The following is a 14,691-nucleotide window of genomic DNA, read 5'->3' as shown; positions in this document are numbered from 1 at the left end:
ATGTTAAAAGTTGAAAATATGAAGGTTGAGTATTCGGGAAAAGAGATTCTTTCTGATATTAATTTTTCTGTCAAGGCAGGGGAAAGGTTAGCAATTTTAGGACCAAACGGTAGTGGGAAATCAACGCTTTTAAAGAGTCTAGCTGGTTTGCTAAAATATCAAGGAAAAATTGAGCTAAACGAACAATCATTGACCACATTAAAAAGAATTGAATTAGCAGAAAAAGTGGCTCTTCTTTCTCAAAATCCAGCTGTATATTTTTCTTATTCCGTCTATGAAACTTTGATGATGGGACTCTACACCCAGCTGAGAAAACGATTTATGGCAGTGGCAAGCGCCCAAGATAAAGCACGTGTAGCCGAAGTAATAGCCGCATTTGATTTGGATACGATAAAAGATCAACAACTGTCAACACTTTCTGGCGGCCAGCTGCAGCGTGTCTTTTTAGCCCGGACTTTATTACAGAACCCTCAGATTGTTTTATTGGATGAACCCAATAATCATTTGGATATTTATTATCAACTAGAAATGTTGCGTAATATTGATGAATATTTTGCTCAAAATCAAATCATCATTGCTGTTTTTCATGATATTAATTTAGCTCTGTCTTTTTCAGAAAATGTTCTAGTTTTACATGAGGGAAAAATAGTAAAACAAGGAAAAGCAAACGAAGTACTTTCTAGAAGTTTTTTGGAGCAAGTTTACCAAACCGATGTTCTTGCTTATATGCTTGAAAAACATAAATTTTGGCATGAAATGGATAAAAAGCGAGAATAGTTATCTGCTTAGCTGATACAATGGAAAAATGTATTGAGATACTTAAAGTAAAAATATACCTTTACCAAAAAGCAACGTACAGTTGCTTTTTTTGTATGAAGAGAATAATTATTTTTTACAATCCTTTTTATAAGAGAAGTTAAAAATTTCATTGGAAAGTGAGCGTTTTCTTTTGTGGCGCCCGAATGCCTAAAACCGTTATAGATTGCTCTTACAAAGCTTTTTTTATCCTCAAAAATATAGTATAATGAGCACAGTGCTATTCTATACAAAAATGAGTTTACTTTTGAGAAAGCAAATTGATTTTTGGATAGAAATGAGAAGCACTGAAATCTCGAAAAGTGGGAGAAAACATGACAAAAGAAACTTTCAGAATGAATTTTGCAGGACGCGAGCTTGTTGTTGAAACAGGTCAAGTTGCCAAGCAAGCCAATGGCGCAGTTATTGTTCGCTATGGAGACACAACCGTGCTAACTGCAGCGACCATGTCGAAAAAAATGGCAAACGGTGACTTTTTCCCTTTGCAAGTTAATTATGAAGAAAAAATGTATGCCGCAGGAAAATTTCCTGGAGGTTTTAATAAGCGTGAAGCACGACCATCCACTTATGCTACTCTGACTGCCCGGTTGATTGATCGCCCTATACGCCCAATGTTTGCTGACGGTTTTCGAAATGAAGTACAAGTAATCAATACTGTACTCTCTTATGATGAAAATGCAAGTGGGCGTATGGCAGCGATGTTTGGAAGTTCCTTGGCATTAGCTATTTCAGATATTCCTTTTGACGGTCCGATTGCGGGTGTTGAAGTGGGCTATATCAATGGTGAAATTGTCATTAATCCCGATGTTGCACAGATGCAAAAGTCTGATTTGGATCTTGCTGTCGCTGGGAATATTGATGCGATCAATATGGTAGAGTCAGGTGCAAAGGAACTATCAGAAACAATCATGCTCGATGCCCTCCTTGCAGGACACGAAGCGATTAAAGAACTTATTGCTTTCCAAAATGAGATTGTAGCCAAAGTTGGTAAGAACAAGGCAGAAGTTGAACTTTTGCGTGTTGATGAAACATTGAAAGCCCAAATTATTGCAGACTATAATAAAGACTTACAAGCTGCTGTACAAGTAGAAGAAAAGCTTGCGCGTGAAGCGGCCACTCAAGCCGTTAAAGATCGTGTCAAAGCAGAATATGAAACAGCTTATGCCGAACATGAAGAGTTTGAGCGCATTATGCGTGATGTTTCTGAGATTCTGGAGGGAATGGAACATACAGAAGTCCGTCGCCTCATAACAGAGGATAAAATTCGCCCTGATGGTCGTAAAGTCGATGAGATTCGTCCTTTAGAAGCAGAAATCGACTTTACACCGAATACAATTACACACGGCTCAGCTCTCTTTACACGTGGGCAAACGCAAGCCTTGTCAACTTTGACTCTGGCTCCGATGGGGGAAGCACAAGTCATTGATGGATTGGATCTGGAATATAAAAAACGTTTCATGCACCACTATAATTTCCCGCAGTATTCAGTGGGAGAAACTGGACGTTATGGTGCACCTGGTCGCCGCGAAATAGGGCATGGTGCACTTGGTGAGCGTGCGCTTGAGCAAGTTATGCCGTCACTTGAAGAATTTCCTTATGCTGTACGTTTAGTTGCGGAAGTACTAGAGTCAAATGGTTCTTCATCACAAGCTTCGATTTGTGCAGGAACATTAGCCTTGATGGCTGGAGGAGTACCAATCAAGGCGCCAGTAGCTGGAATTGCTATGGGCTTAATCTCAGACGGCTCCAACTATACTATTTTGACAGATATTCAAGGTTTGGAAGATCACTTTGGCGATATGGATTTCAAAGTTGCTGGTACACGCGAGGGAATTACTGCTTTACAAATGGACATCAAAATTTCAGGAATTACTGCCGAAATTTTGGCAGAAGCACTTGCACAAGCAAAACGCGCCCGCTTTGAAATATTAGATGTGATTGAAGCCACAATTTCGGAACCCCGTCCAAATCTTGCACCATCTGCACCTAAAATTGATACGATTAAAATTGATGCGGATAAAATTAAGGTTGTTATTGGTAAGGGCGGCGAAACGATCGACAAAATCATCGAAGAAACAGGAGTCAAAATTGACATCGATGAAGATGGACTTTGTTCTATCTTTTCTCCTGATCAGACAGCGATTAACCGTGCGAAAGAAATCATTACAGAATTGGTCCGCGAAGCCAAAGTCGGCGATGTGTATGAAGCAAAGGTTGTAAGAATCGAAAAATTCGGTGCATTTGTTCATCTTTTTGGCCATACTGATGCGATGGTACATATTTCAGAACTTGCATGGAATCGCACGAACAAAGTAGAAGATGCTTTGAAGCTTGGAGATGTTGTTAAAGTTAAGATTACAAAAGTTGATGATAAAGGTCGTGTTGATGCCTCAGTACGTGCTTTGCTAGAAAAACCAGAAGGCTATGAAGAACCTGAGCATAAGCCACGCGAACGTCGTAATGGGAAGAACGGTAATGGTCACCGTGGATATCATAAAGAAAAAACATCTGGTCCTAAATTTGAGCGCCGAGAACGCAAAGCATCAGTCATAGATGAAGAGTTTCCAGAATTATCAACAACTCGACCAGAGTGATAAAAAGGAGGAATGCGCAGTGTAATGCGCTTTTCCTATAGATTTTTGCTATAATAAATGAATATGAAAAATAAAAAGAGAGGCTTTTGGCAGGAAGCCATCCGTGTCACAAAAGAAAATGATCCTGCTGCACGAACTGGGCTAGAAGTTCTCTTGACTTATCCGGGAGTAAAAGCTTTAGCAGCACATCGTTTTAGTCATTGGCTGTGGACACATAACCTTAAACTTTGGGCGCGTATGAATTCACAGTTTTGGCGTTTTTGGACACAAATCGAAATTCATCCAGGAGCAACGATTGCCCACGGAGTTTTTATCGATCACGGTTCTGGATTGGTTATCGGGGAGACAGCGATAGTAGAAACAGATGTTAAACTTTATCACGGAGTAACCCTTGGAGGGACAGGGAAAGATAAAGGAAAACGTCACCCTACGGTGCGTAAGGGGGCCTTAATATCAGCACACTCACAGCTGCTTGGTCCTATCGAAATTGGCGAAAATGCCAAAGTCGGTGCTGGTGCTGTTGTCGTAAGTGATGTCCCACCTGAAGTTACAGTAGTAGGTATTCCAGCAAAAGTTGTTCGAGTTAAGGGACAAAAAGACTCAGAGAAAATTTCGTCCATAGAAGAAAAAAGGGAGGCGAGCTACCATGCTTCACATCTATAATACAATGACAAGAAAAATCGAGGAGTTCCATCCTCTCGAAGAAAATAAGATAAAGATGTATGTTTGTGGACCAACAGTCTATAACTATATCCATATCGGGAATGCACGATCTGTTGTTGCTTTCGATTTAATCCGTAGATATATGGAATACCGAGGCTTTGAAGTGATTTACGTCTCTAACTTTACAGATGTTGATGATAAAATTATCAAAGGAGCCTCTCAGGAACATCTTACACCACTTGAATTATCCGACAAATATATTGCCGCATTTTATCAAGATACAGATGCTCTCAATGTTAAACGTGCAACGGTAAATCCAAGAGCAACTAACTATATCGACAAGATGATTACCTTTATTCAAGATTTAATGGATAAAGGGTTCGCTTACGAAGCCGAAGGCGACGTCTATTTCCGTGTTGCAAAATCAAAAGGTTATGCTAAGCTCGCAAATAAAAATTTAGAAGAACTGCTGCAAGGCGCTTCTGGTCGAACAGATGAAGAAACAGTACGTAAAGAAAGCCCAGCGGATTTTGCCTTATGGAAATCCGCGAAAAAAGACGAAATTTCTTGGTCAAGCCCTTGGGGTGAAGGACGTCCAGGGTGGCATATCGAATGTTCAGTGATGAGCAGTGACCTTTTAGGGGATACTTTAGATATACATGCGGGAGGAGCTGATCTGGAGTTCCCTCATCATACCAATGAAATTGCGCAATCAGAAGCTAAAACAGGTAAAAAATTTGTGAACTACTGGATGCACAATGGATTTGTAAATGTTAGCGGTGAAAAAATGTCTAAGTCTTTAGGAAACTTTAAAACCGTGCATGAAATGCTCGACGTAGTAAGTCCAACAGTTCTCCGCTTTTTCTTGGCTACGACTCATTATCGCCGACCTGTTAACTTTACAGATGAAGCCGTACAAGATGCAGAAAATAATGTCAAGAAGATTGAAAATGCTTACCGCAATCTTGAAGTAGAAGGTCAGGCTGACTTAGAAGTTCTTGCTAAATTCAAAGCAGAGTTTGAAACAGCAATGGATGAGGACTTTAATATTGCGAATGGTTTAACTGTTTTTTATAACTTTATCACTTGGGTAAATAAGGGAAATGGTGGATTAGAAGTTAAAGCCTTCTTTGAGGATGTTCTCTTAATTCTCGGTTTGCGTTTTGAAAATCAAGATACAAGATTAGATGCTGAAATTGAAGACTTAATCGAAGCAAGACAAGCGGCAAGAGCAGCACGAGATTTTGCACAGGCAGATAAGATTCGTGATGAATTAAAGGCACAAGGGATTGTGCTTGAAGATACTGCTCAAGGTGTGAGGTGGCATCGTGAATAAAAAAGATGCAGAGTTATTAAATGGTGTAGCACTCGCCTATATCGGAGATGCTGTTTATGAAGTTTTCGTTAGAGATTATCTCCTCGATAAAGGATTAACCAAACCTGGAGAACTTCAGCGACAAGCCACGCAATATGTTTCCGCTAAAGCACAGGCTGCCTTAATTCGTAAAATGGAAGACGTTGACTTTCTAACAGAAGAGGAACTTCTTTATTTCAAGCGTGGGCGAAATGCGCACTCTAAAACAACAGCGAAAAACACAGATGTTGTGACTTATCGTATATCTACAGGCTTCGAAGCAGTTGTAGGTTTCTTACACTTGACTAAAAAGACCGAACGTTTAGAGGAGTTTGCTGCGTTTTGCATTAAGAATATTGACATATCTGTAAAATAGTGCAAAATATTTCTCAAAAGCATATTTTTTCGTTACAATACATAACAAGAGATGTATATTAAAGAAAAGAAGCTGGACAAGAAATATGTATAGAGTAATCACAATGTCAGGCTATGATGAACCATGGTGGTTTTTTGAAGACTGGCAAAAAGATATTCAATCAGTAGATGAATATGAAGACTTCTATCAAGCTTTGAAAAAGTACAAAAGTGAATGGCTAAAAATGGCAAAAAGCTATAAAGAATTTAAAAGCCAAGATGACCTTTTAGCTGCATTCTGGAGAAGTGGAGATGAGATCTGGTGTGAAGAATGCGCAGGATATCTCCAACGCTATCAAAGTTTGATGCTTTTAGAAGATTGGCATGTACTTCCAGTAGAGAAAAAACGCTGGGCGTATGGTAAATCTTCTGGAGAATTACCTCCTAAATTTTGTAATAAATTTTGGGATAAAAATTAATCAAGTATAAAAGACTTTTAGCCATTAAGCTAGAAGTCTTTTAATGTCAAAAAGTCTCCAAGTAAAACGTTATTGAAGATTAAGTTATTTTGTTATAATTATTTTATAATCAAATTCTAATCGAAATGGAAAGGAGCTTTCCTTGAAAAAACTGCTTGTTATCACAGACGTTACATTAGTTCTTACTGCTGTTCTTTTAATTTTTGCTGTGAAACAGGATGAACATTCTGTTGTCGCGCCAACAATAGAGTTTGCGAAAGCAGACCAATACAGCCCAGCAAAAACAGTTAATATTGAGCAAATAAAGATGGGAAATTTTGAAACTATTCATGGGGATTGGGTTAATTATGAAAGTGATATTGATGGCAGAAGAGCACGTGTTTTGGATTCAAAAGTGACGAAGCAGAAACGGGATTTTTATCTCCAATATGGAGGTATAAATGAACAAACAGGACAGATTTATTTGTGGATGTATTTGGAAGGTATTGCTCCTGAAAATGGTTCCCGATTTGAAATATATCCTAAAGGCACACCTATTCCGGTCAAATTAAGGAACGGCACGATTGATTATTCTGGCAAATATGATCCTACATCTCGAGAAAAAGACAGAATACTACCAGAAGGCTCAGCACGAACAGTAGAGGAACTTGCTTCGTTGGTCTTGTATCGTGATGGTGAAGCAGTATCGTAAAAATAAATAGGAAAATACTCTTGAAAAAATTTTTGAAAAGAGTTAAAATAGTCCTATCATAAAAACTCGATGGTCAAGGCTCGGGAAGATATGTGCTTTTTAGCATGTATTTTTCACTGGCTTTGGCTTTTTGTTTTGTAAAAATGGAGAAATTATGGAATTTCAAGAAAAATATGATGTTATAGTGATCGGCGCGGGACATGCTGGTGTAGAAGCAGCACTCGCTTCAGCTCGTATGGGCACCAAAACCCTTCTATTAACAATTAATCTCGACATGGTTGCTTTCATGCCCTGTAATCCTTCAATCGGAGGTTCTGCCAAAGGAATAGTTGTTCGTGAAATTGATGCCTTAGGTGGCGAAATGGGGCGAAATATTGACAAGACCTATATTCAGATGAAGATGTTGAATACCGGTAAAGGGCCTGCTGTCCGTGCCTTACGTGCACAAGCAGACAAGGCACTATATTCGCAAGAAATGAAGCATACAGTAGAAAATCAAGAGAATCTAACCTTACGTCAAGCTATGGTCGAAGAAATTTTGGTTGATGATGGAAAAGTAACAGGCGTAAAAGTTACAACGGGGGCGAAGTATGCTGCCCAAGCAGTTATTGTTACTACAGGAACTGCTTTACGTGGTGAAATTATCATCGGTGAGCTTAAATATTCCTCAGGACCAAATAATTCGCTAGCCTCTGTCAGCTTGGCTGATAACTTACGCAATTTGGGCTTTGAAATTGGACGCTTTAAAACAGGAACGCCGCCACGTGTACTCTCATCAAGTATTAATTATGATGCGACAGAGATTCAACCAGGGGATGAAAAGCCTAATCACTTTAGCTTTTTGTCAAAAGATGAAGATTACCTCACAGAGCAAATTCCTTGTTGGCTGACGTATACAAGTAAGACAACACATGAGATTATACAAGAAAATTTGCACCGTGCTCCAATGTTTTCAGGAATTGTCAAAGGTGTCGGCCCACGTTATTGTCCTTCTATAGAAGATAAAGTTGTACGCTTTGCAGATAAGCCCCGTCACCAACTTTTCTTAGAACCAGAAGGGCGGAATACAGAAGAAGTATACATCCAAGGTTTATCCACAAGTTTACCGGAAGATGTTCAGTTTGATTTGGTCCGTTCTATTCCTGGTTTAGAAGATGCAAAAATGATGCGTACTGGCTATGCTATCGAATATGATGTGGTATTACCTCACCAGCTCCGTCCAACACTGGAAACGAAACTAGTTTCAGGACTTTTCACTGCAGGACAAACAAATGGTACATCTGGCTATGAAGAAGCGGCTGGACAAGGTTTGGTTGCAGGAATCAATGCAAGTCTTAAAGTTCAAGGTAAAGAAGAGCTCATCCTTAAACGAAGTGATGCATATATCGGTGTAATGATTGATGATCTTGTGACTAAAGGAACTTTAGAACCCTACCGTTTACTGACTTCTCGTGCTGAATATCGTTTGATTTTACGCCATGACAATGCAGATATGCGTTTGACATCTATTGGACGAGAAATTGGCTTAGTTGGTGACGAACGCTGGGATGCTTTCCAAGATAAACTAACTTCTTACCAAACAGAGATTGCTCGTCTCAATAAAGAAAAACTTAAACCACTTGCCGATACGCAAGAAAAACTTGGGATGATGGGATTTGGGCCAATCAAAGATGCTTTGACGGGTATTGAATTTTTAAAACGTCCTGAAGTGAAGTATTCTGATGTAGTTAGATTTGTCGGTGAATCTTCTGAGAAACTTGATCGAACTGTTATTGAACTTATTGAAACAGAAGTTACCTATGAGGGATACATCAAAAAAGCAAAAGAACAAGTTGAAAAGATGCACCGTTTAGAAGCTAAACGCATTCCTAAAAATATGAATTGGGATGCATTAGACAGTATCGCAACGGAAGCACGCCAAAAATTCAAGAAAATAAATCCTGAAACTTTAGGCCAAGCGAGTCGTATTTCAGGAGTAAATCCTGCCGATATTTCCATTTTGATGGTTTATCTTGAAGGCAAAAGATAAAAAAACAGGAAACCAGACACAATGGTGTCTGTTTTTTTATAGTGATTAAACGTGACAACGGCGGGGTTTTCCGAACGAGTGTAAAAAAAAGGGAGAAAAATCACAGTTTATTCTTGACAGAACAAATTGAGTTTGATAGAATATAATAGTTGTCGCGAGAGAGCGTATCTCTTACGAGAGCGATAGACCTTTGAAAACTGAATAAAGTAGAATGACTATATGCGAGAAGTTAACTTCTTGTATACCAACTGTCAATTCAATAATGAAAGACAAAACAACAGCCAGTTCATTTGATGAACTAAATTTAAATGAGAGTTTGATCCTGGCTCAGGACGAACGCTGGCGGCGTGCCTAATACATGCAAGTCGAGCGATGATTAAAGATAGCTTGCTATTTTTATGAAGAGCGGCGAACGGGTGAGTAACGCGTGGGAAATCTGCCGAGTAGCGGGGGACAACGTTTGGAAACGAACGCTAATACCGCATAACAATGAGAATCGCATGATTCTTATTTGAAAGAAGCAATTGCTTCACTACTTGATGATCCCGCGTTGTATTAGCTAGTTGGTAGTGTAAAGGACTACCAAGGCGATGATACATAGCCGACCTGAGAGGGTGATCGGCCACACTGGGACTGAGACACGGCCCAGACTCCTACGGGAGGCAGCAGTAGGGAATCTTCGGCAATGGGGGCAACCCTGACCGAGCAACGCCGCGTGAGTGAAGAAGGTTTTCGGATCGTAAAACTCTGTTGTTAGAGAAGAACGTTAAGTAGAGTGGAAAATTACTTAAGTGACGGTATCTAACCAGAAAGGGACGGCTAACTACGTGCCAGCAGCCGCGGTAATACGTAGGTCCCAAGCGTTGTCCGGATTTATTGGGCGTAAAGCGAGCGCAGGTGGTTTCTTAAGTCTGATGTAAAAGGCAGTGGCTCAACCATTGTGTGCATTGGAAACTGGGAGACTTGAGTGCAGGAGAGGAGAGTGGAATTCCATGTGTAGCGGTGAAATGCGTAGATATATGGAGGAACACCGGAGGCGAAAGCGGCTCTCTGGCCTGTAACTGACACTGAGGCTCGAAAGCGTGGGGAGCAAACAGGATTAGATACCCTGGTAGTCCACGCCGTAAACGATGAGTGCTAGCTGTAGGGAGCTATAAGTTCTCTGTAGCGCAGCTAACGCATTAAGCACTCCGCCTGGGGAGTACGACCGCAAGGTTGAAACTCAAAGGAATTGACGGGGGCCCGCACAAGCGGTGGAGCATGTGGTTTAATTCGAAGCAACGCGAAGAACCTTACCAGGTCTTGACATACTCGTGCTATCCTTAGAGATAAGGAGTTCCTTCGGGACACGGGATACAGGTGGTGCATGGTTGTCGTCAGCTCGTGTCGTGAGATGTTGGGTTAAGTCCCGCAACGAGCGCAACCCTTATTACTAGTTGCCATCATTAAGTTGGGCACTCTAGTGAGACTGCCGGTGATAAACCGGAGGAAGGTGGGGATGACGTCAAATCATCATGCCCCTTATGACCTGGGCTACACACGTGCTACAATGGATGGTACAACGAGTCGCCAACCCGCGAGGGTGCGCTAATCTCTTAAAACCATTCTCAGTTCGGATTGCAGGCTGCAACTCGCCTGCATGAAGTCGGAATCGCTAGTAATCGCGGATCAGCACGCCGCGGTGAATACGTTCCCGGGCCTTGTACACACCGCCCGTCACACCACGGAAGTTGGGAGTACCCAAAGTAGGTTGCCTAACCGCAAGGAGGGCGCTTCCTAAGGTAAGACCGATGACTGGGGTGAAGTCGTAACAAGGTAGCCGTATCGGAAGGTGCGGCTGGATCACCTCCTTTCTAAGGAATATAAAAAAAGATGTTGTTCTACTTTATTCAGTTTTGAGGGGTCTATAAAGACCAAACAAGCAGTCTTTTGATGCAAGATAGAGAAGATTGCGTTGAGAGAAGGGGCCTTAGCTCAGCTGGGAGAGCGCCTGCTTTGCACGCAGGAGGTCAGCGGTTCGATCCCGCTAGGCTCCATAAGATACGGAAGTATCTTGTCAACGAAGACGTTAAAATAGGAATTGATCATTGAAAACTAAATAACAATATCTTATAACGATAAATAAACCGAGAAATGGTAAAACATTTCTGTAAAGCTGCGAATTATTTTAAATAGTTCGAAAAAACTTATACTTGTTTTAATGGCAAAGTTAATAAGGGCGCACGGTGGATGCCTTGGCATTAAGAGCCGAAGAAGGACGTGACTAACGACGATATTCTAGGGGGAGCAGTAAGTACGCATTGATCCCTAGGTCTCCGAATGGGGAAACCCACTATGTTATGCATAGTATCCGTAAGTGAATACATAGCTTACGAGAAGGTAACGCAGAGAACTGAAACATCTAAGTACCTGCAGGAAGAGAAAGTAAAAACGATTTCCTAAGTAGCGGCGAGCGAACGGGAAACAGGCCAAACCAAGAAGCTTGCTTCTTGGGGTTGTAGGACTGCAACGTGGACTTAAAGTCTATAGAAGAATTACCTGGGAAGGTAAGCCAAAGAGAGTAATAGCCTCGTATTTGAAATAGACTTTATACCTAGCAGTATCCTGAGTAGGGCTGGACACGCGAAATCCAGTTTGAATCCGGGAGGACCATCTCCCAAGCCTAAATACTCCTTAATGACCGATAGTGAACCAGTACCGTGAGGGAAAGGTGAAAAGAACCCCGGGAGGGGAGTGAAATAGCACCTGAAACCGTGTGCCTACAAGAAGTTCGAGCCCGTCAATGGGTGAGAGCGTGCCTTTTGTAGAATGAACCGGCGAGTTACGTTATGATGCGAGGTTAAGCTGAAGAGGCGGAGCCGTAGCGAAAGCGAGTCTGAATAGGGCGCTTTAGTATCATGATGTAGACCCGAAACCTAGTGACCTATCCATGAGCAGGTTGAAGGTGCGGTAAGACGCACTGGAGGACCGAACCAGGACACGTTGAAAAGTGTTTGGATGACTTGTGGATAGCGGAGAAATTCCAAACGAACTGGGAGATAGCTGGTTCTCTCCGAAATAGCTTTAGGGCTAGCGTCGCAATTTAAGTGTATTGGAGGTAGAGCACTGTTTGGATGAGGGGCCCATCTCGGGTTACCAATTTCAGATAAACTCCGAATGCTAATACACATGTGCGGCAGTCAGACTGCGAGTGCTAAGATCCGTAGTCGAAAGGGAAACAGCCCAGACCACCAGCTAAGGTCCCAAAATATATGTTAAGTGGAAAAGGATGTGGGGTTGCACAGACAACTAGGATGTTAGCTCAGAAGCAGCTATCATTCAAAGAGTGCGTAATAGCTCACTAGTCGAGTGACCCTGCGCCGAAAATGTACCGGGGCTAAACATATTACCGAAGCTGTGGATTTAATATTAATTAAATGGTAGGAGAGCGTTGTAATCAGCGATGAAGGTATACCGTGAGGGGTGCTGGAGCGATTACAAGTGAGAATGCCGGTATGAGTAGCGCAAGATAAGTGAGAATCTTATCCACCGTAAGACTAAGGTTTCCAGGGGAAGGCTCGTCCGCCCTGGGTTAGTCGGGACCTAAGGCGAGGCCGAAAGGCGTAGTCGATGGACAACAGGTTGATATTCCTGTACTAGTATTGTTAGTGATGGAGGGACGCAGTAGGCTAAAGGGAGCCAGTTAATGGATTCTGGTCTAAGCAGTGAGGTGTGGAATGTGTCAAATGCATTTTCCTTTAACATTGAGCTGTGATGGGGAAGCAACTACGGTTGCGAAGCCCTTGATGTCACACTGCCAAGAAAATCTTCTAGCGTTTAATTCAATACTACCCGTACCGCAAACCGACACAGGTAGTCGAGGCGAGTAGCCTCAGGTGATCGAGAGAACTCTCGTTAAGGAACTCGGCAAAATGACCCCGTAACTTCGGGAGAAGGGGTGCTGTAGAAATACAGCCGCAGTGAAAAGATCCAAGCAACTGTTTATCAAAAACACAGCTCTCTGCTAAACCGCAAGGTGATGTATAGGGGGTGACGCCTGCCCGGTGCTGGAAGGTTAAGAGGAGGGGTTAGCTTAGGCGAAGCTCTGAATTGAAGCCCCAGTAAACGGCGGCCGTAACTATAACGGTCCTAAGGTAGCGAAATTCCTTGTCGGGTAAGTTCCGACCCGCACGAAAGGCGTAATGATTTGGATACTGTCTCAACGAGAGACTCGGTGAAATTTTAGTACCTGTGAAGATGCAGGTTACCCGCGACAGGACGGAAAGACCCCATGGAGCTTTACTGCAGATTGATATTGAGTACCTGTGAAGCATGTACAGGATAGGTAGGAGACTTTGACCTTGGGACGCTAGTTTCAAGTGAGTCGCTGTTGGGATACTACCCTTGCTTCATGGTTGCTCTAACCCACACGCATAATCGGCGTGGGAGACAGTGTCTGTCGGGCAGTTTGACTGGGGCGGTCGCCTCCTAAAGAGTAACGGAGGCGCCCAAAGGTTCCCTCAACATGGTTGGAAATCATGTGTAGAGTGTAAAGGTATAAGGGAGCTTGACTGCGAGAGCTACAACTCGAGCAGGTAGGAAACTAGGGCTTAGTGATCCGGTGGTACCGCATGGAAGGGCCATCGCTCAACGGATAAAAGCTACCCTGGGGATAACAGGCTTATCTCCCCCAAGAGTTCACATCGACGGGGAGGTTTGGCACCTCGATGTCGGCTCGTCGCATCCTGGGGCTGTAGTCGGTCCCAAGGGTTGGGCTGTTCGCCCATTAAAGCGGCACGCGAGCTGGGTTCAGAACGTCGTGAGACAGTTCGGTCCCTATCCGTCGCGGGCGTAGGAAATTTGAGAGGATCTGCCCTTAGTACGAGAGGACCGGGGTGGACTTACCGCTGGTGTACCAGTTGTTCCGCCAGGAGCACCGCTGGGTAGCTATGTAGGGAAGGGATAAGCGCTGAAAGCATCTAAGTGCGAAGCCCACCTCAAGATGAGATTTCCCATTCTTTATGAATTAAGAGCCCTGAGAGATGATCAGGTTGATAGGCTGGAAGTGGAAGTCCTGCGAGGGATGGAGCGGACCAGTACTAATAGCTCGAGGACTTTACCAAGTAATAGAACATATGAGTTCAGCTTTACTTATTTATCAAGAGATTGTTATTTAGTTTTGAGTGTTCAATACATTCAACTTTAGGCTTTTAGAGCCTGACCTTATGAAAATAGATAAGTTGAGAACCTGCGTGTGACGCAGAACCACAACTTCCTAATTTTCTACAGGTCAAAACGTCTCTAAAAGCACTAGACCATGATTTGGTATTCATTGCATAGGAGATACACCTGTTCCCATGTCGAACACAGAAGTTAAGTCCTATTACGCCGGAAGTAGTTGGGGGTTGCCCCCTGCGAGATAGGGTAAATGCCAAGTGATTGGGAGTTTAGCTCAGCTGGGAGAGCATCTGCCTTACAAGCAGAGGGTCAGCGGTTCGATCCCGTTAACTCCCATAGGTTCCGTAGTGTAGCGGTTATCACGTCGCCCTGTCACGGCGAAGATCGCGGGTTCGATTCCCGTCGGAACCGTTTCAAGTTGATAGACTTGAAAGGTAATAAAAGAAATAGACTCGTTAGCTCAGTTGGTAGAGCATTTGACTTTTAATCAAAGGGTCGCTGGTTCGAGCCCAGCACGGGTCATACTTTAACAATAGGTTGAGGTATAAAGCGTA

At 42.6% G+C, this 14,691-nt stretch carries 8 protein-coding genes, 4 tRNA genes and 3 rRNA genes; all 15 read left to right on the top strand.

All coding sequences use genetic code 11. The features are described from left to right. The 15 genes from lgb_RS08430 (at nucleotide 1) to lgb_RS08360 (ending at nucleotide 14,659) form a co-directional block, all read left to right on the top strand. Nucleotides 1–777, top strand: coding sequence for an ABC transporter ATP-binding protein (locus lgb_RS08430; protein WP_019294350.1), 777 nt, complete (start codon nucleotides 1–3; stop codon nucleotides 775–777). Nucleotides 778–1,130: 353 nt separating this feature from the next. Further along, a complete protein-coding gene (pnp, locus tag lgb_RS08425; protein ID WP_195917277.1) occupies nucleotides 1,131–3,410 on the top strand; it encodes a polyribonucleotide nucleotidyltransferase in 2,280 nt (759 codons plus the stop codon). 63 nt (nucleotides 3,411–3,473) lie between these two features. Continuing rightward, nucleotides 3,474–4,073 carry a serine O-acetyltransferase gene (gene cysE, locus lgb_RS08420; protein ID WP_017370582.1) on the top strand — a complete coding sequence of 200 codons (600 nt, stop codon included), beginning with the start codon at nucleotides 3,474–3,476 and terminating at the stop codon, nucleotides 4,071–4,073. Beyond that, on the top strand, nucleotides 4,057–5,409 hold the full coding sequence (cysS, locus tag lgb_RS08415) for a cysteine--tRNA ligase (RefSeq protein WP_017370583.1): 1,353 nt from the start codon (nucleotides 4,057–4,059) through the stop codon (nucleotides 5,407–5,409). Before cysE ends, cysS begins: the two co-directional genes overlap by 17 nt. Next, a complete protein-coding gene (locus lgb_RS08410; RefSeq protein WP_017370584.1) occupies nucleotides 5,402–5,803 on the top strand; it encodes a Mini-ribonuclease 3 in 402 nt (133 codons plus the stop codon). Before cysS ends, lgb_RS08410 begins: the two co-directional genes overlap by 8 nt. Nucleotides 5,804–5,888: 85 nt before the next feature. After that, entirely contained in the window at nucleotides 5,889–6,260 is a 372-nt protein-coding gene (locus lgb_RS08405) for a DUF1033 family protein (protein WP_017370585.1), read from the top strand. A gap of 142 nt (nucleotides 6,261–6,402) precedes the next feature. Continuing rightward, nucleotides 6,403–6,951: a hypothetical protein gene (locus lgb_RS08400; RefSeq protein WP_019294348.1), complete on the top strand. Its 549-nt coding sequence runs from the start codon at nucleotides 6,403–6,405 to the stop codon at nucleotides 6,949–6,951. A 154-nt stretch (nucleotides 6,952–7,105) separates the two neighbouring features. After that, nucleotides 7,106–8,980 carry a tRNA uridine-5-carboxymethylaminomethyl(34) synthesis enzyme MnmG gene (gene mnmG, locus lgb_RS08395; RefSeq protein WP_019294347.1) on the top strand — a complete coding sequence of 625 codons (1,875 nt, stop codon included), beginning with the start codon at nucleotides 7,106–7,108 and terminating at the stop codon, nucleotides 8,978–8,980. A gap of 304 nt (nucleotides 8,981–9,284) precedes the next feature. Then, nucleotides 9,285–10,833: ribosomal RNA gene (locus tag lgb_RS08390) — 16S ribosomal RNA — on the top strand. A gap of 110 nt (nucleotides 10,834–10,943) precedes the next feature. Further along, nucleotides 10,944–11,016, top strand: a tRNA-Ala gene (locus tag lgb_RS08385). Nucleotides 11,017–11,182: 166 nt separating this feature from the next. Then, nucleotides 11,183–14,082: ribosomal RNA gene (locus lgb_RS08380) — 23S ribosomal RNA — on the top strand. A 198-nt stretch (nucleotides 14,083–14,280) separates the two neighbouring features. Further along, nucleotides 14,281–14,396, top strand: a 5S ribosomal RNA gene (gene rrf / locus lgb_RS08375). Together the 16S, 23S and 5S rRNA genes with 4 tRNA genes alongside form the textbook arrangement of a ribosomal RNA operon. A gap of 4 nt (nucleotides 14,397–14,400) precedes the next feature. Continuing rightward, nucleotides 14,401–14,473 (top strand) — tRNA-Val (locus lgb_RS08370). A 2-nt stretch (nucleotides 14,474–14,475) separates the two neighbouring features. After that, nucleotides 14,476–14,548: transfer RNA gene (locus lgb_RS08365), tRNA-Asp, on the top strand. A gap of 38 nt (nucleotides 14,549–14,586) precedes the next feature. After that, nucleotides 14,587–14,659, top strand: a tRNA-Lys gene (locus lgb_RS08360). Nucleotides 14,660–14,691 lie beyond the last annotated feature (32 nt).

The organism is Lactococcus petauri (genome assembly GCF_023499275.1).
In the GTDB taxonomy this organism is placed as follows: domain Bacteria; phylum Bacillota; class Bacilli; order Lactobacillales; family Streptococcaceae; genus Lactococcus; species Lactococcus petauri.
This window is presented reverse-complemented; position numbering and strand designations above follow the sequence as displayed.